The 24,000-nt window shown below is 59.9% G+C and carries 23 protein-coding genes and 1 tRNA gene; 9 read left to right on the plus strand and 15 right to left on the minus strand.

All coding sequences use genetic code 11. The features are described 5' to 3' along the window. Positions 1-9 precede the first annotated feature (9 nt). Positions 10-753: a metallophosphoesterase family protein gene (locus ASC96_RS06140; RefSeq protein WP_060502165.1), complete on the plus strand. Its 744-nt coding sequence runs from the start codon at positions 10-12 to the stop codon at positions 751-753. Here the strand turns inward: ASC96_RS06140 and ASC96_RS06145 are convergent. Next, positions 750-1,400, minus strand: a complete 651-nt coding sequence (locus ASC96_RS06145) for a CatB-related O-acetyltransferase (protein ID WP_060502166.1) — start codon at positions 1,398-1,400, stop codon at positions 750-752. The genes ASC96_RS06140 and ASC96_RS06145 overlap by 4 nt on opposite strands. Before the next feature lie 330 nt (positions 1,401-1,730). Here ASC96_RS06145 and ASC96_RS06150 point away from each other — a divergent pair, with 330 nt between their 5' ends. Further along, on the plus strand, positions 1,731-2,999 hold the full coding sequence (locus tag ASC96_RS06150; protein WP_244481902.1) for a GNAT family N-acetyltransferase: 1,269 nt from the start codon (positions 1,731-1,733) through the stop codon (positions 2,997-2,999). A gap of 15 nt (positions 3,000-3,014) precedes the next feature. Here the strand turns inward: ASC96_RS06150 and ASC96_RS06155 are convergent, their stop codons facing one another. Then, a complete protein-coding gene (locus tag ASC96_RS06155) occupies positions 3,015-5,204 on the minus strand; it encodes an exopolysaccharide transport family protein (RefSeq protein WP_060502168.1) in 2,190 nt (729 codons plus the stop codon). A 231-nt stretch (positions 5,205-5,435) separates the two neighbouring features. On the opposite strand from ASC96_RS06155, the gene ASC96_RS06160 reads away from it, so the two are divergent. The 5 genes from ASC96_RS06160 to ASC96_RS06180 all read left to right on the plus strand — a co-directional run bounded on the left by ASC96_RS06160 (position 5,436) and on the right by ASC96_RS06180 (position 11,296). Then, a complete protein-coding gene (locus ASC96_RS06160) occupies positions 5,436-5,996 on the plus strand; it encodes a polysaccharide biosynthesis/export family protein (protein ID WP_244481908.1) in 561 nt (186 codons plus the stop codon). A 4-nt stretch (positions 5,997-6,000) separates the two neighbouring features. Next, positions 6,001-7,176, plus strand: coding sequence for a glycosyltransferase family 4 protein (locus ASC96_RS06165; protein ID WP_060502229.1), 1,176 nt, complete (start codon positions 6,001-6,003; stop codon positions 7,174-7,176). A gap of 57 nt (positions 7,177-7,233) precedes the next feature. Then, positions 7,234-8,796, plus strand: coding sequence for an undecaprenyl-phosphate glucose phosphotransferase (locus ASC96_RS06170; protein WP_060502169.1), 1,563 nt, complete (start codon positions 7,234-7,236; stop codon positions 8,794-8,796). 41 nt (positions 8,797-8,837) lie between these two features. Then, positions 8,838-10,064, plus strand: a complete 1,227-nt coding sequence (locus tag ASC96_RS06175) for an O-antigen ligase family protein (protein ID WP_060502230.1) — start codon at positions 8,838-8,840, stop codon at positions 10,062-10,064. Between the two features lie 65 nt (positions 10,065-10,129). Next, positions 10,130-11,296, plus strand: a complete 1,167-nt coding sequence (locus ASC96_RS06180; RefSeq protein WP_060502170.1) for a glycosyltransferase family 4 protein — start codon at positions 10,130-10,132, stop codon at positions 11,294-11,296. A gap of 111 nt (positions 11,297-11,407) precedes the next feature. Here ASC96_RS06180 and ASC96_RS06185 read toward each other — a convergent pair whose 3' ends face one another. Continuing rightward, positions 11,408-12,085: a hypothetical protein gene (locus ASC96_RS06185; protein WP_060502171.1), complete on the minus strand. Its 678-nt coding sequence runs from the start codon at positions 12,083-12,085 to the stop codon at positions 11,408-11,410. A gap of 205 nt (positions 12,086-12,290) precedes the next feature. Here ASC96_RS06185 and ASC96_RS06190 point away from each other — a divergent pair. Then, positions 12,291-12,367 (plus strand) — tRNA-Pro (locus tag ASC96_RS06190). A 188-nt stretch (positions 12,368-12,555) separates the two neighbouring features. Here ASC96_RS06190 and ASC96_RS34235 read toward each other — a convergent pair. From ASC96_RS34235 to ASC96_RS06240, 10 genes are all read right to left on the minus strand, one after another. Continuing rightward, complete coding sequence (locus tag ASC96_RS34235; RefSeq protein WP_060502172.1) at positions 12,556-13,854, minus strand: calcium-binding protein; 1,299 nt, start codon at positions 13,852-13,854, stop codon at positions 12,556-12,558. A 147-nt stretch (positions 13,855-14,001) separates the two neighbouring features. Further along, positions 14,002-14,268, minus strand: a complete 267-nt coding sequence (locus tag ASC96_RS06200; protein ID WP_060502231.1) for a hypothetical protein — start codon at positions 14,266-14,268, stop codon at positions 14,002-14,004. Positions 14,269-14,273: 5 nt separating this feature from the next. Further along, complete coding sequence (locus ASC96_RS06205) at positions 14,274-14,624, minus strand: hypothetical protein (protein ID WP_060502173.1); 351 nt, start codon at positions 14,622-14,624, stop codon at positions 14,274-14,276. A 122-nt stretch (positions 14,625-14,746) separates the two neighbouring features. Then, entirely contained in the window at positions 14,747-14,992 is a 246-nt protein-coding gene (locus ASC96_RS06210) for a DUF982 domain-containing protein (protein ID WP_060502174.1), read from the minus strand. 95 nt (positions 14,993-15,087) lie between these two features. After that, positions 15,088-15,621: a MerR family transcriptional regulator gene (locus tag ASC96_RS06215; protein WP_060502175.1), complete on the minus strand. Its 534-nt coding sequence runs from the start codon at positions 15,619-15,621 to the stop codon at positions 15,088-15,090. 155 nt (positions 15,622-15,776) lie between these two features. Continuing rightward, positions 15,777-16,115 carry an integration host factor subunit alpha gene (locus ASC96_RS06220; protein ID WP_037107559.1) on the minus strand — a complete coding sequence of 113 codons (339 nt, stop codon included), beginning with the start codon at positions 16,113-16,115 and terminating at the stop codon, positions 15,777-15,779. Positions 16,116-16,209: 94 nt separating this feature from the next. Next, complete coding sequence (locus ASC96_RS06225) at positions 16,210-17,181, minus strand: beta-ketoacyl-ACP synthase III (RefSeq protein WP_060502176.1); 972 nt, start codon at positions 17,179-17,181, stop codon at positions 16,210-16,212. 5 nt (positions 17,182-17,186) lie between these two features. Next, on the minus strand, positions 17,187-18,245 hold the full coding sequence (plsX, locus tag ASC96_RS06230) for a phosphate acyltransferase PlsX (RefSeq protein ID WP_082511968.1): 1,059 nt from the start codon (positions 18,243-18,245) through the stop codon (positions 17,187-17,189). Positions 18,246-18,447: 202 nt separating this feature from the next. After that, complete coding sequence (locus tag ASC96_RS06235; protein WP_060502232.1) at positions 18,448-18,999, minus strand: DUF177 domain-containing protein; 552 nt, start codon at positions 18,997-18,999, stop codon at positions 18,448-18,450. A gap of 87 nt (positions 19,000-19,086) precedes the next feature. Further along, the gene (locus tag ASC96_RS06240) at positions 19,087-19,626 is read right to left on the minus strand and encodes a ubiquinol-cytochrome C chaperone family protein (protein ID WP_060502233.1); all 540 of its coding nucleotides are present in this window, start codon (positions 19,624-19,626) and stop codon (positions 19,087-19,089) included. 131 nt (positions 19,627-19,757) lie between these two features. Here ASC96_RS06240 and ASC96_RS06245 point away from each other — a divergent pair, with 131 nt between their 5' ends. Next, the gene (locus tag ASC96_RS06245; protein WP_060502234.1) at positions 19,758-20,282 is read left to right on the plus strand and encodes an outer membrane protein assembly factor BamE; all 525 of its coding nucleotides are present in this window, start codon (positions 19,758-19,760) and stop codon (positions 20,280-20,282) included. Positions 20,283-20,401: 119 nt separating this feature from the next. Here the strand turns inward: ASC96_RS06245 and ASC96_RS06250 are convergent, their stop codons facing one another. Both ASC96_RS06250 and ASC96_RS06255 read right to left on the minus strand, forming a co-directional pair. Further along, positions 20,402-22,540 (minus strand): sodium-translocating pyrophosphatase, encoded by a 2,139-nt coding sequence (locus ASC96_RS06250; protein WP_060502178.1) that lies wholly within the window; start codon positions 22,538-22,540, stop codon positions 20,402-20,404. A 219-nt stretch (positions 22,541-22,759) separates the two neighbouring features. Next, a complete protein-coding gene (locus ASC96_RS06255; protein ID WP_060502235.1) occupies positions 22,760-23,965 on the minus strand; it encodes an MFS transporter in 1,206 nt (401 codons plus the stop codon). Positions 23,966-24,000 lie beyond the last annotated feature (35 nt).

A 24,000-nucleotide genomic window follows, 5' to 3' on the forward strand; every position in this document is an offset into this window, starting at 1 on the left:
GACGAAATCATGAAGATCGCAGTGATCGCCGATATCCACGGTAACGACCTTGCCCTCGAAGCCGTGCTTGCCGACATTGCGGCGCAGGGCATCGGCGACGTGGTCAATCTCGGCGATCACCTGAGCGGTCCCATGAATGTGGCCCGCACCGCCGACATTCTGATGGCACGCGATTTCCCGTCGATTCGCGGCAACCACGATCGCTGGCTTGTGTCGCTTGAAACGGCCAAGATGGGGCTTTCCGACAGCATGGCGCATGCGGAACTGCAGCCGCACCATCTCGACTGGCTGCGCGCCCTGCCCGCGACACTGGTTCACCGCCAAGAATTGTTTCTCTGCCATGCGACGCCCAAGGACGACCTCACCTACTGGCTTGAGGACCTGACGGCCGAAGGCGTGGTGCACATGTCCAGCCGGGAACGCATCGAAGAGTTAGCAAAAGGGATCGACCTTCCCGTCATCCTCTGCGGCCACACCCATATTCCCCGCGCCGTTCGGCTTGCCGACGGCCGGCTGATCGTCAACCCCGGCAGCGTTGGCTGTCCGGGATATGACGATGACGAACCGGTTTTCCACAAAGTCGAGACCGGCTCGCCCGACGCATCCTACGCCATTCTTGAAAAGACGGACGGTCACTGGACCGTTGCCTTCCGGCGTGTTTCCTACGATCACATGGCGATGTCGAAACTTGCTCGTTCACGCGGCCGCACCGCATGGGCAAACGCGCTCGCCACGGGCTGGGTCGGCGATTAAACGGCCTTTTCGAGCATCTCGATATCCGCGCCGGTGATTGCGGCAATGTGACGGGTGACCTTGTCAACCGGCCAGTTCCACCAGGCAACGGCCTGAAGGCGTTCGACTATATCGTCAGGAAAACGCTGTTTGATTACCCTGCCCGGATTTCCGGCGACGACGCTGTAGGGCGGCACATCCTTGGCGACCACCGCGTGAGCGCCGATGATGGCACCATTGCCAATTGTCACGCCCGGCAGGATCGTGGCCTTGGTTCCAATCCACACGTCGTTTCCAACCGTGGTGTCACCCCGGTAGCCGCTGGCATAAAGGCTAAGGTCAAAACCATCGCGCCATGCACCGGGAAAGACGCTGAAGGGATAAGTCGAAAACCCCTGCATGGCATGATTGGCACCGTTCATGATGAACGTCACACCCTGCGCCAGGGCGCAGTAACGGCCGATATCCAGCCGGTCGCCGATGAAATCATAGTGGTAGAGGACGCATTTTTCCTCGAAATGCTCCGGCCCGGCCGGATCGTCGTAATAGCTGAAATCGCCGGCGCTGATCAGCGGTGAACGGATGATGTTCTTGAGAAAGCCGACCTGCGGGAAAGCGGCAACGGGATGGACCGCGCCGGAATCCGGCGTGTCTTGATGTTCAGGCATGGGGATACTCCACCTTTATGTCCAACGGTCATGGTGACATAGAGCGGCCTGGAAACGCGCAGGGATTGCCGCGAATTGTCCAAACCTCGTTCAGTGGCGCATCGGTCTCTCCATGAAAACAGACATCGGTTGTAACAAGGATGGCGTCAAAAATCCAACGCTTCGGCAGCCCCGGTAGCGCGCCTACAGGTGCCGGTTGATCTTATCCATTCGGTAACCGCATTTGATGAAATCCGGGGTAGCTCGTCGGCTGCCCGTCCCATTTAAATGAAAATAAGCGCATGCTCGGTCTAGATGAGACGTCATCCCGGCCCGGAACCGCAAACGATCATGACCGACGTGGACTTCAACATCATGCCCGTGAGCAAGGCTCGCCGCCATGTCATGCATGGCCGGCGCGAGCAGGTCCGCGACATTGCGGTTGCCGAGGGGCTGACATTGAGCGTGCATGTCAACATGCACGCGCTGGAGGTGGACTGGCGCGCGCTGGAGGCCTCCTCCGCCGCATCCCTGCATCAGGGCTTCGACTGGTGCGCCGCCTGGGCTGCGACACATGCCAATCAGCTGCTTTTGGTACGTGGCAGGATTGGCCAGAAGACAGTCTTCATCCTGCCGCTGGAGCTTGTTCGCGGCCGGTTCTTCCGCACGGCCCGTTTCATCGGCTCACCGCACAGCAACATCAATACCGGCCTTTTCGCAGAGGATTTCGATCCGGTCACCTGCCCCAAGCTGGCGGCGGAGCTGATTGCCGATCTCTCAGCCAAGCTGTCGCGGGTTGCCGATATCGTGACGCTGGAGAAAATGCCGTTCGATTGGCATGGCACACGCCACCCGCTCGCCTCCCTGCCTGCGGTTCGCAACCAGAATGCATCGTTCCAGTTGCCGCTTCTTGAAAATTTCGAAGCGACGCTCGCGCAGCTGAATGCCAAACGGCGGCGCAAGAAATTCCGCGTTTCGGAAAAGCGGCTGGAGGCAATGGGAGGCTACGAGCACGTTGTTGCCACCACCTGCACGGAACGGCGGCAGATCCTCGACCTGTTCTTCGAACAGAAGGCCATCCGCTTCAAGGCGCTTGGCCTGCCCAACGTCTTTCAGGACATGGAAACGCAGGCCTTTTTCCATGCGCTCGCGGCCGTGGAGCCAACCGGTGACGGCCAACCGCTTGAACTCAATGCGATCCGTCTGCGTGGACACGGCAATGGCCGCATCGTTGCCATTGCCGGATTGTCACGCAAGGGCGATCACGTCATCTGCCAGTTCGGATCGATCGACGAGGATATCGCCGCGGACGCCAGCCCGGGCGAGCTGCTGTTTTACCTGATCATCCGCAAATGCAATGCCGAAGGGATCAGCCTGTTTGATTTCGGCATCGGCGACCAGGGCTACAAGCGCTCCTGGTGCACGGTCGAGACCATCCAGCGTGATATCGTCCTGCCATTAACGCTGCGCGGGCGCCTGGCCGCGTCAGTGCATCGCGCCGTTGTCCGAATGAAATCCGGCATCAAGAAAAACAGGAAGGCCTATGCTTTTCTGCAGCGGTTGCGCCAGCGCCGGCAAGCGCCGGGCGTGGCAGCTGTGCCGGACACGGACGGCGACTGAAACGATCGCTATCGATCAGGCCGCCCGGCGGCCTGAACTTCCCGGTTGCGGATAGCCCGTTCCCGTCATCAACACGATCTCGCCGAAACCCGCTTCGCCGAAACCGGTAATGAGGTCGATGATCTCCTCGTTGTCGACATCTGGCGCCGAAATGATGATCTGCGTATCGCGCGCGCGCGTCACCCTGCGGATCGCATTCACATCGGCCGGCCCGCATTCGATCAGCACCGTGTCATACGCGTTGGACAGGGCATCGATGATCATCTGCAGGCGCTCTATGCCGCGCATAGCCTGTAGCGGATCGGCATCGCCCTGAGGAATGATATGCGCATCCGACAACCGGTCGGCATGGATCGTTTCCGTGAAAGGAACTTCGCCAACCAACAGATTGGTGATCCCGGCGAGATCCGCCGTCTGGGTCATCAGGCCTGTCGGGCAAGCAGAGCCTGTCAGGTCGATCAGCACGATCTTGCGCCCCTCTTCAGCCACCATTCGCGCCAATGCCACTGCATTCACTGAGCCCTCGTCGCCCGCCGGCGATACGGAGATCGCGACACGCACGTCGTCGGCGCTCAGATGGCCGGCAACGGAGGCAATCGAAAAATCGTCCTCTTCCGGCGCTGTGATTTCAAGCTCTGCCGGTTCGGCTGCAACTGCCGCTGCGGGTATCGGTTCCCGCGCGACAACCGGCGCCGCCTGCGCAGGCACCGGACGGGTGACAGTTTCCGGCACCGGCTGGATTTCCGCCGGCTGGACTTCGAACGGCTCTTCGTCGAACATCTCCTCGCCCCTGCGGCCAACCGGACGCAAGGCCCTGCCACTGAACAGTTCGGAGAGCATGATGACGACGCAGCTGACGAGGAAGCTGGCAAAGGCAGCGACGATCGTGATCGGCAGGACTTTGGGAAAGCTGACTTCCGTCGGCTCAACCGCCTGCGAAATGACGCGCGCGTCGGCGGGGGCCGCATTTTCACCGCTGCGCGACGTCGCCTCGCGATAGCGCGCCAGGTAGGTTTCCAGCAGTTGCCGCTGTGCCGTGGCTTCCCGTTCCAGCGCCCGTAATCCGACTTCGTCCTCGCCGGCCTTGGCCGATCTTGCCTTCAACGTGTTGAGCTGGGCAACCAGCTGGCGTTCCCGCAACTGGGAAACCGTCGCCTCATTTTCGAGGCTGCCAAGGATTTTCTTGGTTTCACCGAGAATCTGCGTCCTGATTCCTTGAAGCTGGGATTTCAGCCCCTTCAGGCGTGGATGCCCATCAAGCAGTGTCGTCGACAGATCGGCAATCTGGCCCTGGATATTGGATTCGGTTTCCTTCAGCCGCTGGATCATCGGCGAGGCGACGACATCGTTCAGCGTATCGACGGCCCGGCCACTGGCAAGCGCAGTGCGGACGTTTTCCGCACGCGCCTCGGCATTGGCTCGCTCGCCGCGCACGCGGGCAAGCTCGGTCGAAATGTCGTTCAGTTGCTTGGTTGCAAATGTGCCGCCGGTTTCGCCGGTCAAAAGCAGATCGGACGAGGCGCGATAATCGGCAACCTTGGCCTCCGCATCGCGCACCTTTTCACGCAGATTGGCGATTTCCGGCTCCAGCCAGCGGCTAGCCTCCGAATTGGAATCGAGCTTGGCGCCGCTTTGCAGCGACAGGAAGACCTTGGCCATCGCATTCGGGATAGCGGCAGCCAGCTTCGGGTCTTCCGACGTGAACTGCACCGCGATTACCCGCGATTTCTCCACCTGATAGACCTGCAGTTTCTTTTGGAATTCCTTCAGGACGCGCTCTTCGGGCGCCATATCGAGCGGATTCTTCTTGATGCCGAACATCACCAGCACATCGGAGACCGCCGACGGCTTCGCGGTCGGGTCGAACTCCGGCAGCTCGTACAATTTCATCTCGCGGGCGACCTGTTTGATCAGATCGGCCGAGCGCAATACCTGCACCTGGCTGGAAATGCCGGATTCGTCGAACGGGCTATCGGCCGTCTGCGGCGGCGCCTGATTGGCGCCACTGAACTCGGCCTGACGCGATTCGATCAGAAGCCGCGCCTCACCCTCGAATTCCGGGCTCATCAGGCTGGCGCCTATAAAGGCCAGACCGCTGAACGCAACGGTTGCCAACAGCACCCTGCCCCGCCGACGCCAGATGGCGCGGAAAAGCCCGGCGAGATCGATATCTACATCCTGATGACCGTCGTTGACGCCCGGCATGCGTTTTACCTCGAACCTTCACAACTCTGCGCCACCGTAAACAAACATGGTAACGCAACAGTTAATGCGATTTCGGCAGTACAACTTATGCAACGCACCCGACGAAGGCGCAAACACATCTCCTCTCCTGAAAATCTTTGCGGCCTTTACCGGCTATTAACCCTAACGGATTGATAACATCAGTCCATGACATGGTTTCCGGAACGCGAGAGCCCGATGACATCCGCCCGCATGAAAACAGGCCCCGCCTTGGCCGTACTCTCGCTGTGCCTTGCAATTTCAGGGTGCAGCAGCTACCAGCCCGCGCCGAAGGCTTTCCATGAAGCAACCATCCAGCCCTATCGCGTCGATAGCGGCGACCGGCTGCGCATCAGCGTCTTCGAACAGGCGGGCCTCACCGGCAGCTACACCGTCGATCAGGCAGGCTATGTCGCCTTCCCGCTGATCGGCGCCGTTCCGTCGCGCGGGCATACCCTGCCCGAAATGGAAAAGACCATCGCCAGCAAACTGCGCGAAGGCTATTTGCGCGATCCGGACGTGACGATCGAGGTCGATCGTTACCGCTCCGTCTTCATCATGGGTGAAGTCGGCCAGGCCGGGCAATATTCCTATGTGCCGGGCATGACGGTTCAAAACGCCATCGCTGTTGCCGGCGGTTATTCGCCACGCGCCAACCAGGCCAATGTCGATGTTACCCGCAAGATCAATGGCCGCATCCTGACCGGCCGCGTGTCGATCTCCGACCCGATCATGGCCGGCGACACGATCTATGTACGCGAGCGGCTGTTCTGACGGCATGCCGGACCCACAGCCGCTGCGCATCATCCATTGTTTCAGATCACCGATCGGTGGAATCTTCCGCCATGTCCGCGATCTGGCGGAAGCACACGCGCGGCAGGGCCATGAGGTCGGCATCGTCTGCGACAGCACGACGGGCGGAAGCTATGAGGACGCACTTTTCGACGAGATAAGACCTTTTCTGGCACTCGGTCTCGTCCGTTTGCCGATCCGCCGGTCCATCGGCCCGGCAGATTTCGCAGCAATGTGGAAAAGTTACAAGGAAATCAGAAGTTTGCAGCCGGATATCCTGCATGGTCACGGCGCCAAAGGTGGCGCTCTGGCCCGGATAATCGGCTCAGCCTTGCGGGTGAACAGGTATTGCGTTGCCCGCCTTTATTCGCCGCACGGCGGCAGCTTGCACTATAGCAGAGCGAAGCCCTCGGGAAAGATCGTATTCCTGCTCGAGCGTCTCCAGGAATACCTGACGGACGCCATCGTCTTTGTCTGCGATTTCGAACGCCAGACCTACGAGGCCAAGGTCGGCAAGCCGAAAACCCGCAGCGAACGCATCTATAACGGTATCGACGACCGTGACTTCGAGACTGTCTATGCCCGCGCCGATGCGGTGGATTTTCTTTACATCGGCATGCTGCGTGACCTGAAGGGACCTGATCTCTTCATCGATGCCTTTGCCAGAACCGAGCGGGCTATCGGCAGGCCCTTGTCCGCGATGATGATCGGCGATGGCCCGCAAAAAGACGAGTATGAACAGATGATGCTGGAGCGCGGTCTTGGCCGCCGCATCGAGATGCTGCCAGCCATGAAGGCACGCGACGCCTTCGCCTTTACCCGCAACGTCGTCGTACCATCGCGCGCCGAATCCATGCCCTATATCGTTCTGGAGGCTCTGGCCGCCCGCAAACCGGTGATCGCCGCACGCGTAGGCGGCATTCCGGAAATTCTCGGTACCCAAAATGCTGCCCTTGCCACGCCCAGCGATGCGCAATCGCTTGCCGAAGTGATGACGGCGGCGATGACGGAGAAGAACTGGGCCACGAAGGTGATGCCGGAGGCCGGTATCTTTAAGGCCGCCTTTGCAACCTCGACGATGTCTGCCAGCATGATGCGGCTCTACCGCCAGCTTGTACCGGAAAAGGTCACCGGACGCGGAACACCCGCCAAAAACCCGTAAACGTTTCTTAGGGGCTTTCTGCTATCCCGAAGGGACACAACGGCCCGGGCGGATATCATGAACCAGATCGACAAACCGGAATCTTTCGACACCGACGCATTGCGCAAGAAGATTTCGGAGATCCGGACCATTGCGCCCGGAGAGAAACGCGGCGAGGAACCGAAGCGCGAACTCAACCCGCTGGCGCGCAGGATTGCGTCGCAGTTCCGCACCGATACCTATTCTCCCGCCATGATCATCGGCCTGATGCGGCTGTTCGAATTCACCGCACTGTTTGCCATCGGCTACGCCATCCACATGCTCTATGTCGCACCGCCGAGCGAGGAAATCCTCGCCTATTGCGGGCTGATTGCCGGAGGCGCGGCGCTGACTGTGATGTTCCTGCAGCTTTGCGACGGATATCAGGTCCCAACGCTCCGGTCCGCCGCCCGGGCCATCCCCCGGCTGATCGGCTGCTGGACTCTGGCCTTCGCCTCCATGACGCTGGTGCTGTTTCTGCTCAAGACCGGCGAGACTTTCTCGCGCCTCTCCTTCGGCGGCTGGTACGTGCTGGGCGCCGTCTTCCTGGCCGCGGAACGCGCCTTCATCGCATTCTCCATCCGCCGCTGGGCTCGTAACGGCATTATGGAGCGCCGCGCCGTCATCGTCGGTGGCGGTCAGCCGGCCAAGGATTTGATCCGCTCGCTCGAACAGCAGACTGACAACGATATCCGCATCTGCGGCATCTTCGACGACCGTGACGAGCGCCGCTCGCCGGGTATCATCGCAGGCTACCCGAAGCTCGGCACCGTTGCTGAACTGGTCGATTTCGCCCGTCTCACCCGCATCGACATCCTGATCATCGCCTTGCCGCTATCGGCAGAGAAGCGCATTCTTGAGCTCCTGAAAAAGCTCTGGATTCTGCCCGCGGACATCCGGCTTGCAGCCCATGCCAACAATCTGCGCTTCCGCCCGCGCAGCTATTCGCATGTTGGCCAGGTGCCGATGCTCGACATTTTCGACAAACCGATCGCCGATTGGGATTCGGTCGCCAAGCGCATCTTCGACGTTTTCTTCAGCATCGTCGCGCTGCTCCTGCTCTGGCCCGTGTTTATCGGTGCTGCAATTGCCGTGAAGCTTAGCTCGCCGGGCCCGATCATCTTCAAGCAGAAGCGCCACGGCTTCAACAACGAGACGATCGACGTCTACAAGTTCCGCTCGATGTATACCAACATGAGCGACCCGACGGCGCGCAATGCCGTCACCAAGGGTGATCCGCGCGTCACACGCGTCGGGCGCTTCCTGCGCAAGTCCTCGATCGATGAACTGCCACAGATCTTCAACGTGCTGCGCGGTCAACTATCGCTGGTCGGCCCACGCCCGCATGCGGTTCTTGCCCAAACCGCCGATCGCACCTATTCCGACGTCGTCGAAGGGTATTTCGCCCGCCACCGCGTCAAGCCGGGTGTCACCGGCTGGGCGCAGATCAATGGTTGGCGCGGCGAGATCGACAACGATGAGAAGATCAAGTTCCGCACCGCTTTCGACCTCTACTACATCGAAAACTGGTCGCTTTGGCTGGACCTGAAGATCCTGTTCCTAACGCCGATCCGGCTTCTCAACACGGAAAATGCCTATTGAACACGCCAGCCGCCACGTCTGCCGCGGGATTTCGCCCGCAGATGGCTGCCGTCGCCATGCTCGGCTCGGCCATGGTAACGTTTGGCGTCTTTCTGTCGGGCTTCGTCATCGCGGAGCCTGCGCCTTACGAAGTCTTCATGGCGGGCCTTATCGGGGTCTGGTTTATCTTCGGCCTGAAAATCTCGCGCTCGGTTGCGCCGCTTCTGGCCTTGCTCATCCTGTTTATGACCGGAGGCATTCTCTCCCTGACAGTGATGAGCGACCTCGCCACGGCACCGATGTATATGGCGGTGTCCGGCTTCCTCTGCCTATCCTCCGTGTTTTACGCCGCCATCATCGAAGCCCGTCATGAGCGGCTGAAGCTGATCTTCGATGCCTGGGTCGCAGCTGGCGTCATCACCTCGCTGCTCGGTATTCTAGGCTATTTCGGCGCCATTCCGGGCGCTGCGAATTTTACGCTCTACGACCGGGCCAAGGGTGCCTTTCAGGACCCCAATGTCTTCGGCCCCTTCCTCGTGGCGCCTTCGATCTACCTGATGTACCGCCTGCTGACGGAGCGTATAACCACTGCCCCCCTCAGGGCCGCCGCCATCCTGATCATGGCGCTCGGGCTTTTCCTTTCCTTCTCGCGTGCAGCCTGGGCGCTCTATCTGTTTTGCGCCTGCGCCCTCGTCCTCGTCATGCTCCTGAAGGAACGGACAGGCGCCTTCCGGCTGAAGATCCTTGTGCTTGCCCTTAGCGGTGCGTTGCTGATGGTCGTGGCTCTGGTTGTTGCGCTGCAGATTCCACAGGTTGCCGACCTATTTTCCAGCCGCACCCAGCTCGTCCAGGAATATGACGGCGGCCATCTCGGACGCTTCGCCCGCCACAAGTTCGGCTTTCTGATGTCGATGGAAAAACCGCTCGGCATCGGCCCGATGGTGTTCAGCACGATGTTTCCCGAGGACGAGCACAATATCTGGCTGAAGTCGCTAACCTCCTATGGCTGGCTCGGCTTCGTCTCCTATGTCACGCTGATAGCCTGGACCATATCGATGGGCTTCCGGTTCCTATTGCTCGACCGTCCCTGGCAGCCCTACCTGATGATCGCCTGGATCGTGCTGATCGGCCATGCCGCCATCGGCAATGTCATCGATACCGATCATTGGCGGCATTTCTTCCTGCTGCTCGGTGTTGTCTGGGGTTGCGGCGCGCTCGAATACCGCTACCGGCGCAGCCTGAACAAAGGGCAAACGCACCGTCCTGGTCCGTCGCCAACGCTGCGTTAACGTCAACCCTGTACACAGAGGGGAATGGATCGGCTCCATATCGGGACCGGCGGCGGATTGTCAGAATGAACATCGACCCCTTTATCCCCGGTGCTGCAAACGGCCTGCGCATCGTCCAGGTGCTTGAGCCGAGCGGCGGCGGATCAGGCCGCCATTTCCTCGATCTCTGCCGCGGACTGCATGAGCGCGGCCACCATGTAGAAGCGGTTTATTCGCCGCTCAGGGCAGAAGACGCTTTCGTCCGCGAATTGAAATCGCTCGCCCTGCCCGCCGTGCATGCTGTCGCCATGAAGCGGTCTCCGGGTCTGTCCGACATTGCCGCGCATCGCGCTCTGCGCCGTATCATCGATGGCGGCACGCCCTTTGACATCGTCCATGGTCATAGCTCGAAGGCCGGCGCGCTGACCCGCCTGCGCCTTCCCGGCGTCCACGCCCCGCGCGTCTACACCCCGCATGCCTTCCGCACCATGGACCCGACGCTCGGCAGGATCGGGAGGCTGATCTTCGGCGGCATAGAGACCATCCTGGCCAAACTGTTTACCGACCACCTGATCTGCGTGTCCGACGACGAGCATGCCCATGCCCTGTCGCTTGGCATGCCCGCGCGAAAACTGTCGGTCATCATCAACGGCGTGACAACGCCACCGCTCGACATGGCAAACACGGTGCGGGCGAGCTTCGGCATTTCGGCAGATACGTTCGTCTTCGGTTTCGTCGGCCGCCTGTCCTATCAAAAAGCACCCGAGCGTCTAATCGAGGCCTTTCGCAATGCCGCCTCACGGTTGCCAGGCGCCGAATTGATCATGGTCGGCTCCGGTGACCTTGAACCGGAAGTCCGCACAGCCATCGCCGAAAGTGGCGTGCAGAAGCGTATTCGCCTAACCTCGGCCTTCACCGGCCCGCAGGCTGTCCCCGCCTTCGACGTGCTGGTTATGCCGAGCCGCTATGAAGCGATGTCCTATGTCATGCTGGAGGCTGCCGCATCGGGAAAACCGATCATCTCCACCGATGTCGGCGGCGCATCGACCGCGATCGAAAAGGACAAGAGCGGCCTGATCGTGCCCAATGACGGCGACACCGCCAAGCTCGCCAATGCCATGGTGGAAAGTGCTGATCCGGGCCGATATCGCCAACTGACCGAGGCAGCGATTGGCCGGATGGCGAATTTTTCGATGAGACAGATGATCGACAGAACCGAAGCGGTGTACCGGCGGTTGGCCACAGCACGATAGGTCAAACCAACGGGACAATGGGCTGGGCAGACCGGCAGGCGCAGATGAGGCACCTGTATAAAAATTGAAAACGCTGAAATGCCCATCAACCACGCAGGGGACGGTATGATTTCACCCTTGAGCACACCAGCCCTGTTTGCCGCCGAACGTGCGCCGTGCAAGTCCCTCTGAGACCAGCATATCGCCGATTGAACGCCCCTGCCCGACCATGACCCGGGCATCCTGACCGGAGACGTTGGCCAACTGAATGTCACCGGCATTGAGAAGCTCCCAGAGCCGCTTTTTCGCCAGGGAGCCCAGCTTGCGCTCGTCGTCGCACTTGGCCTGTTTGATTTTTGGCGCCTGGATGCCGGCGATCTGAATTTTTTGCCGACCATACCAGAAGGTGCCGCCATCGACGACGCAGTTTTCCAGCGTTTCGGTGCAGAAATAGAAAGTCCCAGGCTTGCGGCCAGAAGCCGTCTGCTCACCAACAGTTTTCAGCGCAGCAACATCCACGGCTGCCTGCTCCACAGGCCGCACGGCCGGCATCGCAAGCGCAGGTTTTGCGGAAGGTAGTGATTTCTCTACCTGCCTTTCCACAGCGGGCTGTTTTTCGACGGGCCGCGGCTTGGCGATCGATGCCGTGTAAAACGGCGCCGTCATCGGCAAAAGTTGTGCCCGGTGATCGTAAGCAAGGACCGCGCTCACCGACAATACGCCGGCCAGGTACCATGGCCACATGCTCGTTTTGGCCTGTTTGCGGCCTGTGCGCCGCTTCTGGCCTTTTCTGACCGCCGTCTTCGCCATTACCCGAATCCCCTTTTCGCCCGCGTATTATCGCGGCAAGGGATTGCCGAAAACTTTAAGCATCAAGAAAATCAGCCGCCGTCCCGCATGTTCGCCGCAATTTTCCCGACAACAAAAAACGTGCCGCTTTTTCCGGAGATTTACGCCGTTTTCCGAAATCAACACTTGCGCGCCAAGTCCCGATTATATACGGCTCTCTTCGGTTCGGAGCGTAGCGCAGCCCGGTAGCGCACTTGACTGGGGGTCAAGGGGTCGTGGGTTCGAATCCCGCCGCTCCGACCATTTTCTCCTTGAAGCCCCTGTCGACACCGCCTTTCCATTTCTTCAGCTACCGGAAGAACGGAATGATAGGTGGCGGGGCATCCCTTCGGGAACCAAAGCGCCCACACCGATCCCGGACACCCGATATCCCGTCCGGCGCTCTTCCGGGCAATCCGCGCACACTGTGACGCCGCCGGCCGGCGTACCCGCTATACGATGAAGAAATCGGCGTTGGTCATCACCAGGTCATGGCCGACGGTGGCAAACTGAACGGCTGCCGCCACGCCTGTTCCATCCTTGTCATAGCTGAGTGCACCAGTCGCCGCGTTGTAGATGATACGATCTGACGCATCGGCGGCCGCGGTTCCGATATGAAAGGCAGTGGCGGCAAGCGTGCCCGTCACGCTAAGGGCGGTGAATATGGCATTCTCCAGCTGCACGGTGTCGTTTACAACGACGAAATCGCGGATCGTGTCGATGTTGGTCGAGCCAAGCGCGCTATTGAAGAAAAATGTATCGTTGCCCGCGCCGCCAATCAGGACATCCTTTCCAAGACCACCATTGATCAGATCGTTGCCCGCACCACCGGACAGCGTGTTGGCATGATTGCCGCCATAAATCGCGTCATTGAACTTGGTTCCGATAACGTTGGGTATGTTTTTCACCGTGTCGGTGTTTCCGAACCCGTCCTTTGCCGTATCGGCCGACAACCCGCCTTGCGCCCCGGTGCCGAGCAGGTTGACGATGACGCCCCGCGTCCCGCCGCTTGCGGCGTCCCGGCTGTAATCGACCGTATCCGAGCCGGAATTGCCATTCAGGGAATCGTTACCCCGGCCGCCGATCAGCGTATCAGCACCGCCCCCTCCCCACAGAGTATCATTACCGGCGCCTCCATTCAAAACATTGGCAAGGCGATCACCGGTCAATTTGTCGGCGCCCGATCCGCCGGTAACATTCTCGATATTACGGATCTTGTCTTCCGCTACGCCGCCAACGGTGACCTTTACGTTGGTGGCGCCTTTGAGGGTGACGGTAACGGCGGCAGTCTTGTCGGTATAGAGCGCCGTATCGGCGCCTGTCCCGCCATCAAGCACGTCCTTGCCGCCGCCGCCCTTGAGGATATCGTTACCGGCATAGCCGGAAAGAACGTCGGCCAATCGCGTGCCGTTCAATGTGTCCGCGCCGCTCAATGCCAGGCTCAAAAGCCCTTGCGTGTTGTTTTGCGATGCAAAGTCGCGAACCGTCGTCGCGGCGATGCTCAAGCCGGTAATCAGCAGTGCGGTGCTATTGTTGATGACATACTGTACCGATGTCACGGTGCCGCCTGTTGGCGCATTCGTGGTATCGAACGTGAACCCGCTGCCCTTAAACAGCGTGTAGTTAGTCGCATTATCAAAATACTTCGCCGACACCGGCGATACCGTCGAAAAATCGTAGTCAAAGAGTTTATCGACCTGAAGCGTATTGAACTTTATCGCAAATGCGGTTCCACCGCTTACAACAGCCATTTCGCCCTCCAGCGCCAAATGAATATTAGATTTACATCATATACATTTGGCGCTGACCAGTCGACCAAATTAAAGCGGTCGCGCTCCAAGTGTTGCGGTCTGGCCGCTCATCATCGAGCCAGCGCCGCACACAGCATCAGCCAGGTGTTAATGCACCGAAATATCGGTCTCCGGCTCTTCGAGAAAAGACTCGATGCCATCGCGCTCGACGGTCGCCAAAAACTCCTCGAAGGCTTCCTTGTCCGTGGCAAAAGGCTCTTCCCAGACGGTCAGGCCTTCGTCCTGATCGATCACTTCCATCGTCCAGCCGTCCGCGCTGCCCTCCTTGCGGAAGATATCGACAAGCACGGTGATGTCGTCTTCGGTAAACTCGCCGGAAAAATCGGAATGTTCGAGCTTCTGTTTCTTCGCCATGGTCATCATGCCTGTTTCGTGTTGGTGATAGTGGCCGTAAGGCGGCCCCTGGAACGTTCGCGCGTCGCGCCGCCCTCGAGCCGCTTGGCCGCTTCCTTGATTTCGAGCGGTGAAAAAAGAGTGCGGTATTCCGGCCGTGTCATCGCGGCCTCTATCGAGAATTCGGCTTTCCTGGCCTCGATCAGCCGTTCCAAGCCGGTCGTTCCGGGCTTGAACACCAGCTCCCTGGCAGCCTCGACGCCACCTTTCAGGATGACAAGACGGCGAAACAGCACTGGCCGGAAGCCAATCCGCGCACAATGATCGTAGAGCGCCAGCATCTCGCCGTGAAATTTTGCCTGAAGGGTCTCGCTCATCTCGCTCTTTTCTCAATCATATCCCGGACATATGGAGATGCAGGCAACGGACGCCAAGAGGCTTTTTACCGAACCAGTACGACAGACAAAAGACCCGGCAATCGCCAAGGTTTACGCTCCGGTCACTCCTGAACCGCAATCTCTGCTTCGGCAGCAGCGGCCAGAAACGCTTTTCGGGCGTCTTCGGCCGGGCGCTTGCCCTCGATCACCTCGGCGCAGATACCAAGCGCCCGGTCGAGCGCCGGCGCATCTTCCAGCGGCCAGTCCTCGATCATCGCCCACGATGCTTCGGTGGTATTGGATATCGTCACGTATTTGCCTGGTCCCTCCAAGGCGAGCGTCACGCTTTTCGTCCAGGGCTTTTCCATTGTCTCGCCTTGCTCAGAATGTCTGTCGCGGTCCTACCATGAACGGCATGGCGCCACGAGAGTAAAGGCCGGCAAACACAAGACCGACCGCAGTCTCAACGCACCTGATCGAGCAGGCGCTTGCATTCCAAAAGGTCGTAGAGCGCTTCCTGCAGCAGCGCCCTGTCTTCCTTGCCGACGGATGTCTTGCCCACCGAGATTTCAGGAGCCTCGTCATTACCGCCGACGAACGAGAAGAACCGGCGGCTGGCGGGCGCCTTGGCACGGCCGACGATCTGGTCTTCATCTGGATTGCCGAGCTTGGGCTGCGCAGGCTCCTCGATATTGGCGGCTGCGAGCGCCTCGACGGTCGCCAGATCGCCGCTGGCAATCGCCGCGACGAACTTGTTGCCGTTCATCTTCAAGAGCTTCTGCACACCCTTGATCGTATAGCCGTGATCGTAGAGCAGATGACGAATGCCTTTGAGCAGATCGACATCTTCAGGCCGGTAGTAGCGCCGGCCACCGCCGCGCTTCATCGGCTTGATCTGCAGGAACCGTGTTTCCCAAAACCTCAGCACATGCTGCGGCAAATCGAGATCGTCGGCCACTTCACTGATGGTGCGAAACGCATCCGGGCTCTTGTCCATGTCTTCCCCCACTCCGCGTCGAAGATACGCGGTATGCACCACGCGACTCTGGCTGCGAGCCTATATCGCAGCAATTGCTGATGATTACACGAATCATGCGCAATTCAACGGCTTATGGACGTGTTTTCAACCACTTTAATGGTGGACGGTAAGATTTAGGAGGCCGGCGATTGCGGTTTCAACTTGGCCTTGCGCTGGAGATGCGCCTTGAGGACGCGCTGTTTCAGCACGTTGGAAGCCTTGAAGGTCATGACACGGCGCGGAGAAATCGGCACTTCTTCGCCGGTTTTCGGATTGCGGCCGATGCGTTCGTTCTTGTCACGCACCTGAAACGTCGCGAAGGAGGAAAGCTTGACGCTTTCGCCCCGCACGATGGCGTTACAGATTTCGTCGATCACCGTCTCGACCAGTTCAGCCGATTCCGTTCGGGAGAGACCGACCTTGCGAAAAACCGATTCGGCCAGGTCTGCTCGTGTCACCGTTTTTCCGCTCATCTTCCCCCACCGATTTTCTTAGATTATCGATTAGCCCGGAAAGAGTATTGCCCTTGTCCATTCCGGTCAAGCGTCTGCACCATATCACATTTTTTTACCAGCGCAGCAGCACGGACCCCCAGGTGAAACCGCCGCCCATCGCCTCGAGCAGGACGAGATCACCCTTTTTGATGCGTCCATCCGATGCCGCGACACTCAGCGCCAGTGGAATGGAGGCTGCCGAGGTGTTGCCATGGAGATCGACCGTGACCACCACTTTCTCAAGCGGAATGCCAAGTTTCTTGGCCGAACCATCAATGATCCGGCGGTTGGCCTGGTGCGGCACCAGCCAGTCGAGATCGTCGGCCGTCGTACCGGTCGCCTCGAAAGCAGCCTCGATCACGTCGGTAATCATGCCCACGGCATGCTTGAAGACCTCGCGGCCCTCCATGCGCAGATGGCCGACCGTGCCGGTGGTCGAGGGACCACCGTCGACATAGAGTTTTTCCTTGTGGGCACCATCCGAGCGCAGCTGCGCCGTCAGGACGCCACGATCAGCCGTCGTGCCCGCGCCTTCCTGCGCTTCCAGAACAAGCGCGCCAGCACCGTCGCCAAACAGCACGCAGGTGGTACGGTCGTTCCAGTCGAGAATGCGCGAGAATGTCTCGGCACCGATGACCAGCACCCGCTTGGCGAGCCCGCCACGGATATAGGCGTCCGCCGTGGTCACGGCAAAAATGAAGCCGGAACAGACGGCCTGCAGGTCGAAGGCTGCGCCATGGTGCATGCCAAGCCGGTTCTGGATATTGACGGCGGTCGCCGGAAAGGTGTTGTCGGGCGTCGACGTCGCAACAATGATGAGATCGATATCGGCCGGCGTCAGGCCGGCATTGGCGAGAGCCGCGCGTGCAGCCCCCTCGCCCAGCGATGCGGTGGTTTCCCCCTCGCCTGCGATGTAACGTTGGCGAATGCCGGTGCGCTGCACGATCCATTCGTCGGACGTGTCGACCTTGTCTTCGATTTCGCGATTGGTCATCACCCGCTGCGGGAGCGATGCCCCGAAACCGCGAACCACAGAACGGATCATACTTTTCAAACCTCGTCTGCCGTGCCGGTCGCTGCACCTTCGGAAGGGCGCGAGGCATGGTATTTTTGCAAATCGTTTTCGATCTTGGCCTTTAGCCCGTTGCGGACCATGTCGTAGCCGACATCGATGGCTGCGGCGAAACCTTCAGCGTCGGTTCCTCCATGACTCTTGATCACGACACCATTAAGGCCGAGGAAGACGCCGCCGTTCACCTTTCGCGGATCCATCTTCTCGCGCAGCCGGTCAAACGCACCCTTGGCGAGGATGTAGCCGATCTTGGCCAGAAGCGTGCGTGACATCGCGGCGCGCAGATATTCGGCGATCTGACGGGCCGTGCCTTCGGCAGCCTTCAGCGCGATATTGCCGGAAAAACCTTCGGTCACCACCACATCGACCGTACCACGGCCGATATCGTCACCCTCGACGAAGCCGAAATAATCGATGCTGTCGATACCGGCTTCGCGCAGCAATCGGCCGGCTTCCTTGACCTGCTCCTGCCCCTTGATCTCTTCGACGCCGACATTGAGCAGGCCAAGCGTCGGACGTTCGACCTCAAACAGCGCGCGCGCCATGGCGCCGCCCATCAGGGCAAAATCCATCAGCTGCTGCGCATCGGCGCCGATCGTCGCACCGACGTCCAGCACGATGCTCTCGCCCTTCAGGGTCGGCCAGATGGCTGCGATGGCCGGGCGCTGGATGCCTTGCATCATCCGCAAGCAGAATACCGACATCGCCATCAGCGCGCCGGTATTGCCGGCGGAGACAACCACATCGGCCTCGCCCTTGTTGACGGCGTCGATCGCCTGCCACATGCTTGCCTTGCCACGCCCGCGCCTGAGCGCCTGGCTTGGCTTCTCATCCATGGCGATTGCCAGTTCGGAGGCATGAAACGTGCAGTTCGCCTTGAGCTTGGGATACTTTTCCAAGAGAGGAGCACATTGCTCTTCAAGACCATACAGCGCGAAACGGATATCGGGATGCCGTTCAAGCGCCTTGGCAGCGCCCGGAATGACGACCTGCGGACCGAAGTCGCCGCCCATCACATCAAGAGAAATTCTGACCACGCGTGCCCTATCCTTTTTTCCTGCCACACTGCATGTTTCGTTCCGGCGCAATCAGTGGGCGATGGAGACACACGTGTTTTCATAACGTTTGAGACGTAACGGCCCCACTCACGGAGCAAAACGGCCCAACGGGCTGGATTTCGGCCAAAATACCGTTTTTCACTGATGTGACAACCGATTTGTGCCACACCTCGCCGTTCACTCAGTCCTTTTTCCAATCCTTGAGGGCCGCAAAGGGATTTGGACGGACATCATCTTTTTCGCTGCTTTCGATCCGCTCGCCGAAGCTCGCGCCCTGCTTGCGCGGATAGGGGTCGATAGCAAGTGCAGCGTGTTCCGTAACGGCCAGACCGACATCGATGGTGTCACCGGTAAACATGTCGGGAAGATCGGGGCCTTCCGGATCGAGAATCATCTCGCCGCTGTCATTGGCGGCGATCCGCGCCAGCCGCGACCCTTCAGGCACGAAAATCGCTTCTATGGGTTCATCGATCAATGCTTCTACCGGCTCCAGCGTCACGACGCAGGCCTGAACGATCCTCGCCTCCACACGGCCCTTGACCTTGACGCCATCCTTTTTCCAGCGCGCGATCTGCAGCTCAGCTGTGAGCGACTGTACTTCCAGAACATCCCACAGTTCGCGCAGTGCCTCGCACTCGGCTTCGCTCGCTGCGAGACGAACCGTCACTGCATTGGCGGAAATATTGCCGACCTTGACCGGATAGGAAAATGCGGGTTTTTCGTCGTGGTTCATCGTCTGGTCCTTTCGGGCGGCGGTACCGCCCAAGATAGTGCTGCCGGCCATTATACGGCGCTACCCCCGCATCGTCTTGGACGGATATCAGGTGGCCGCTTGCGGCAGGTCGATCCGGCCGGTTTCTACGACATCCTCGGCCTCCAGCGCAAGCTGGGCCTCTGCAGCCAACAGATAGTCGGCCAATCCGAGCATCGACAGCGCTTGATCGTCCGTCTGCGGATGGAAATTGCGCTTCAATGCCGCAGCGAGTTCGTCACGGTCCCGGCGCTCAAGCGCTGCCGCGTAACTTTCTAGCCGGCCATAGAACATCGAGGCGAACTTCTTCATCCGCTTGGGCACGCCGACATCGCCAACGCCGAGTTCACGGATCGAATGATCGACGTCCTCGAAGAACGCATCGATGATTTCCTGGGCGATCTCCTGGCCGGCACGCTTAGAACTGCGGGTGCGGCGGAAATAGAGGATCAGCGATGCCGACAGCATCTCGAAACGGCCCATAACCGTGTCCGGCACGTCGAGGTCGGTATACAGATATGGACGCCGGGCGGCGGCGGTCAGAAGCGCATATTGGCGCTTAACAATGGCCGCATTGCCATTTTTTTTCCCGAACAGTCCAAATATCATCATAAAGCCCAAGTTTGCCTGCTTCAAAATGCGCTGGCCTGCGCATCCTGCTGTTGCATGATTGCGGAAGCTGGTTTACCGAAGCAGGCACGAAATGCAATGGCGCATCTGCCAGCGTTACCTTGGGGGAGATGTCGTTGACGAAACGGTATCTCAGATCAGACATGAAATTTCTGAATAACGTCGCTTTTACATTGGCAATTTGCGTAACCACCCTTTCCGGCTGCAAGACGGCCGATATGCTGAACACCAGCGAAACCATCAACCAGGGCTATGTCGTTGATCAGGAGACACTGGCGCTGGCGCCGGTCGGCTCCAGCCGCGAGCAGGTGCTTTTGTCGTTGGGAACGCCATCGACGACGGCCACCTTCGACAATGAAGTGTTCTACTACATTTCCCAGAAGCGTCAGCGCCCTGTCGCCTTCATGAAGGCAAAGGTGGTGGAGCAGAGCGTGCTCGCCGTCTATTTCGACAAGGACGGCGTCGTTTCGCAGCTGGCGCATTACACGCTGCAGGACGGCAAGGTCTTCGACATGATTTCCCGCACCACGCCGACCGGCGGCAAGGAGATGACCTTCCTCGGTCAGCTGCTCTCCGGTAATGGCATCGGCAAGAGCATGGCGAAATCGGTGCTGGGTAACAGCAACAACCGCTGATCTCCATGATCACGCCCTGATAAAAAAACCGCCGGCGCTGCACGCACCGGTGGTTTTTTCTTGTCTGCCAATCGCCTGTCCGCAACGCCCTGGCGGCGCTGCGGACCTGCTCTGGCACACTACCCCGCGAGAATTGCCAGAAGCAGCAACGCGACGATGTTGGTGATCTTGATCGCCGGGTTGACGGCCGGACCTGCGGTATCCTTATAGGGATCGCCAACCGTATCGCCGGTCACGGATGCCTTGTGGGCTTCCGAACCCTTCATATGACGCGTGCCGTCCTTGTCGACGAAACCGTCTTCAAAGCTCTTCTTGGCATTGTCCCACGCGCCGCCGCCCGAGGTCATCGAGATGGCGACGAAGATGCCGTTGACGATCACGCCGAGAAGCGAGGCGCCGAGCGCTGCAAAGGCGGACGCCTTGGAGCCGGAGATCAAAAGCACGCCGAAATAGACGACGATCGGTGCCAGCACCGGCAGCAGCGACGGTACGATCATCTCGCGGATCGCCGCCTTGGTCAGCATGTCGACCGCACGGCCATAGTCCGGCCGGTCGGTACCGGCCATGATGCCGGGCTTTTCACGAAACTGACGGCGAACTTCCTCCACCACGGCACTGGCCGCACGGCCGACGGCCGTCATGGCGATACCGCCGAACAGATAAGGGATGAGACCGCCGAAAATCAGGCCGGCGACGACGTAAGGGTTGGACAGATCAAACGAGATCGTCCCGACATCGGCGAAGTACGGGTACTTGTCACCGTTGGCGACGAAGTATTTCAGGTCGTTCGAGTAGGCAGCAAACAGCACCAGGGCGCCGAGACCGGCCGAACCGATGGCATAGCCCTTGGTGACAGCCTTGGTGGTGTTGCCGACCGCATCGAGCGCGTCGGTCGACTTACGAACTTCCGGGGGAAGACCGGCCATTTCGGCGATGCCACCGGCATTGTCGGTGACCGGACCGAAAGCGTCGAGCGCCACGATCATGCCGGCAATGCCGAGCATGGCGGTGACGGCGATGCCGGTGCCGAACAGACCTGCCAGCTGGTATGTCGAGATGATGCCGCCGACGATGACGAGCGCCGGCAGCGCTGTCGATTCCAGCGACACGGCGAGCCCCTGGATGACGTTTGTGCCGTGGCCGCTGACGGAGGCCTGGGCAATCGAATTGACCGGCCGCTTGTTGGTGCCGGTATAGTATTCGGTGATCACCACGATCAGCGCGGTGACGACGAGGCCGAGAATACCGCAGATGAACAGGTTGGTGCCGGTAATGTCCTGACCGCCAACGGTGCCGATCGAGCCCCAGCCGATGGTCAGCGAGGTGGCTGCACCCAGACCGATGATCGACAGGAGGCCGGTGACAATCAGGCCCTTGTAGAGCGCGCCCATGATCGACCCATTAGAGCCGAGCTTGACGAAAAAGGCACCGATGATCGAGGTGATGATGCAGGCACCGCAGATGGCGAGCGGATAGGACATGACCAGCGCGAGATTGGCCCCACCGGCAAAGAAGATCGCCGCGAGAACCATGGTGGCGACGATCGAGACGGCATAGGTCTCGAACAGGTCGGCAGCCATGCCGGCGCAGTCGCCGACGTTGTCACCAACGTTGTCGGCGATGGTGGCCGGATTGCGTGGATCGTCTTCCGGAATTCCGGCTTCGACCTTGCCGACGAGATCGCCGCCGACGTCTGCGCCCTTGGTAAAGATGCCGCCGCCGAGACGGGCAAAGATCGAGATCAGCGACGCGCCGAAACCGAGCGACACCAGCGCATCGATGACTTCACGCGAGCCTTCGGCATGACCAAGGCCCACTGTCAAAATGAGGTAGTAGATGGTGACGCCGAGCAATGCCAAGCCTGCAACCAGCATGCCGGTGATCGCACCTGACTTGAAGGCGATATCAAGGCCTGCCGCAAGGCTGATGGAGGATGCCTGCGCGGTGCGGACGTTGGCGCGGACCGAAACGTGCATGCCGATGAAACCGGCCACCCCCGACAGGACTGCACCGATCAGGAAGCCGATGGCGGCTGTCGCAGAGAGAAGAATCCAGGCACCGGCAAAGACGACGGCACCGACAATGGCAATGGTCATATATTGACGTGTGAGATAGGCCTGCGCCCCCTCGCGTATGAAGCCTGCAATCTCTTGCATGCGGGCATTGCCCTGATCGGCAGACAGCACCGATTGCGTCGCCCAGATGGCATAGACCACCGAAAGCAACCCGCATGCGATAACGCCCAGAAGTATGGTCATTTCGCGATTTCCTCCATTTAGCCTGCAGGCTCACTCCGTTCCGCAGGCCCCCAAAAAGCGCAGCAGACCAAGCCTCCTCTTCAAGCATGGGCCGCATACGTGGCCGCAGAGTGCGGTGGCGAATCGGGATCGTCAAGCCGCCACAATCGGAAAAACCCACGTTTTTCGGTATGTTGGCGGTGGCTTACAGGTGTGGAATACGGCTTTGGGAGATAAATCTCAGATTGTGCGCCGCCTTTCGGCGACAAACAGCGAAATGAGCAGCAAAAGGCAGAATGCCGTCACCGGCCAGACGGCAGCGCTCAGCATGTCCCAGCCATAGGCCGTCAGCACCTTGCCGGAACCAAAAGAGGCAAGCGCCACCGCGGTAAACAGGATGATATCGTGAAAGCCCTGCACCTTGTCGGCTTCCTGCGGCCGGTAGCTGGAGGCGACAATCGCCGTTGAACCGATGAAACCGAAGTTCCACCCGGCGCCAAGCAGGATCAGAGCACCCCAGAAATTCCACAGCGCAATTCCCGCATGCGCCACCAGCGCACACAACATCAGAATGACGAGGCCGGCGGCGACAACCCTCTCTGCGCCATAGCGGCTGACCAGCATGCCGGTAAAGAAACTCGGGGCAAACATCGCCAGCACGTGCCATTGGATGCCGAGCGTCGCCAGATCCTGCGAAAAACCACAGCCGACGACCATGGCGATCGGCGCGCCGGTCATCATGAAGGTCATCAGCGCATAGGTGGAGATGCCGCAGATCATGCCGGTGAGAAAACGCTGGTTGAGCACAATCTCGCGCAATGGCCGGACGGGACCGGCGGCAGTGCTGCCTGCGGCAGGACGGGGATCCGGCAGGCGCAGAAACGCAAGCACGGCAATCGCTACCAGGCAGGTGGGAACGAGCGCGATGAAGGCACCGGCAAAGAATACCGGCGCCAGCGCATCCTTGGTCAGGATGACCAGCTGCGGCCCGAGCACGGCCGAAACCATGCCACCGGCCAGAATCCAGGAAATCGCCCTTGGCTTGTAGAAGCGTGGAGATGCGTCGGCCGCGGCAAAGCGCAGTTTTTGGGTAAAGCCGCCCGCAATGCCGGAAATGCACAGACCGAGTGCAAACAGCCAGAAATCGCTTTGAAACAGCGCATAGGCGGCGACCAGCCCACCGCCTGCACCCAGAAGAGCGCCAACCATGAAGGCTGCCGTGCGGCCGAGCAATCGGGACATGATGGCGACGAAAACGGCACCGAGGGCGACGCCGACGTTGAAACCGGTCAGCGGCGCTGTTGCCAGCGACTTGTCGGCGCCGAGCAGCTGATAGCCGGCGACGCCGCCGACGGAAAAGACGATCGGGCCGATGGTGCCAAGAATGGCCTGGGCTGCCGTCAGCAGATAGACATTGCGGCGGGCTCCGCGCAGTTCATGATCCATGCCCTGCATCTCGCCTACCTGCACTGTCATTGCGT

This window comes from Rhizobium sp. Root1204, from assembly GCF_001424965.1.
Lineage (GTDB): Bacteria > Pseudomonadota > Alphaproteobacteria > Rhizobiales > Rhizobiaceae > Pararhizobium.

Bases quoted from the DNA above. Each gene is read 5' to 3' on its own strand.
- ASC96_RS06140 (WP_060502165.1), top strand. From the start codon at position 10: ATGAAGATCGCAGTGATCGCCGATATCCACGGTAACGACCTTGCCCTC.
- ASC96_RS06145 (WP_060502166.1), bottom strand. From the start codon at position 1,400: ATGCCTGAACATCAAGACACGCCGGATTCCGGCGCGGTCCATCCCGTT.
- ASC96_RS06150 (WP_244481902.1), top strand. From the start codon at position 1,731: ATGACCGACGTGGACTTCAACATCATGCCCGTGAGCAAGGCTCGCCGC.
- ASC96_RS06155 (WP_060502168.1), bottom strand. From the start codon at position 5,204: ATGCCGGGCGTCAACGACGGTCATCAGGATGTAGATATCGATCTCGCC.
- ASC96_RS06160 (WP_244481908.1), top strand. From the start codon at position 5,436: ATGAAAACAGGCCCCGCCTTGGCCGTACTCTCGCTGTGCCTTGCAATT.
- ASC96_RS06165 (WP_060502229.1), top strand. From the start codon at position 6,001: ATGCCGGACCCACAGCCGCTGCGCATCATCCATTGTTTCAGATCACCG.
- ASC96_RS06170 (WP_060502169.1), top strand. From the start codon at position 7,234: ATGAACCAGATCGACAAACCGGAATCTTTCGACACCGACGCATTGCGC.
- ASC96_RS06175 (WP_060502230.1), top strand. From the start codon at position 8,838: ATGGCTGCCGTCGCCATGCTCGGCTCGGCCATGGTAACGTTTGGCGTC.
- ASC96_RS06180 (WP_060502170.1), top strand. From the start codon at position 10,130: ATGAACATCGACCCCTTTATCCCCGGTGCTGCAAACGGCCTGCGCATC.
- ASC96_RS06185 (WP_060502171.1), bottom strand. From the start codon at position 12,085: ATGGCGAAGACGGCGGTCAGAAAAGGCCAGAAGCGGCGCACAGGCCGC.
- ASC96_RS34235 (WP_060502172.1), bottom strand. From the start codon at position 13,854: ATGGCTGTTGTAAGCGGTGGAACCGCATTTGCGATAAAGTTCAATACG.
- ASC96_RS06200 (WP_060502231.1), bottom strand. From the start codon at position 14,268: ATGGCGAAGAAACAGAAGCTCGAACATTCCGATTTTTCCGGCGAGTTT.
- ASC96_RS06205 (WP_060502173.1), bottom strand. From the start codon at position 14,624: ATGAGCGAGACCCTTCAGGCAAAATTTCACGGCGAGATGCTGGCGCTC.
- ASC96_RS06210 (WP_060502174.1), bottom strand. From the start codon at position 14,992: ATGGAAAAGCCCTGGACGAAAAGCGTGACGCTCGCCTTGGAGGGACCA.
- ASC96_RS06215 (WP_060502175.1), bottom strand. From the start codon at position 15,621: ATGGACAAGAGCCCGGATGCGTTTCGCACCATCAGTGAAGTGGCCGAC.
- ASC96_RS06220 (WP_037107559.1), bottom strand. From the start codon at position 16,115: ATGAGCGGAAAAACGGTGACACGAGCAGACCTGGCCGAATCGGTTTTT.
- ASC96_RS06225 (WP_060502176.1), bottom strand. From the start codon at position 17,181: ATGATCCGTTCTGTGGTTCGCGGTTTCGGGGCATCGCTCCCGCAGCGG.
- ASC96_RS06235 (WP_060502232.1), bottom strand. From the start codon at position 18,999: ATGAACCACGACGAAAAACCCGCATTTTCCTATCCGGTCAAGGTCGGC.
- ASC96_RS06240 (WP_060502233.1), bottom strand. From the start codon at position 19,626: ATGATATTTGGACTGTTCGGGAAAAAAAATGGCAATGCGGCCATTGTT.
- ASC96_RS06245 (WP_060502234.1), top strand. From the start codon at position 19,758: ATGTCGTTGACGAAACGGTATCTCAGATCAGACATGAAATTTCTGAAT.
- ASC96_RS06250 (WP_060502178.1), bottom strand. From the start codon at position 22,540: ATGACCATACTTCTGGGCGTTATCGCATGCGGGTTGCTTTCGGTGGTC.
- ASC96_RS06255 (WP_060502235.1), bottom strand. From the start codon at position 23,965: ATGGATCATGAACTGCGCGGAGCCCGCCGCAATGTCTATCTGCTGACG.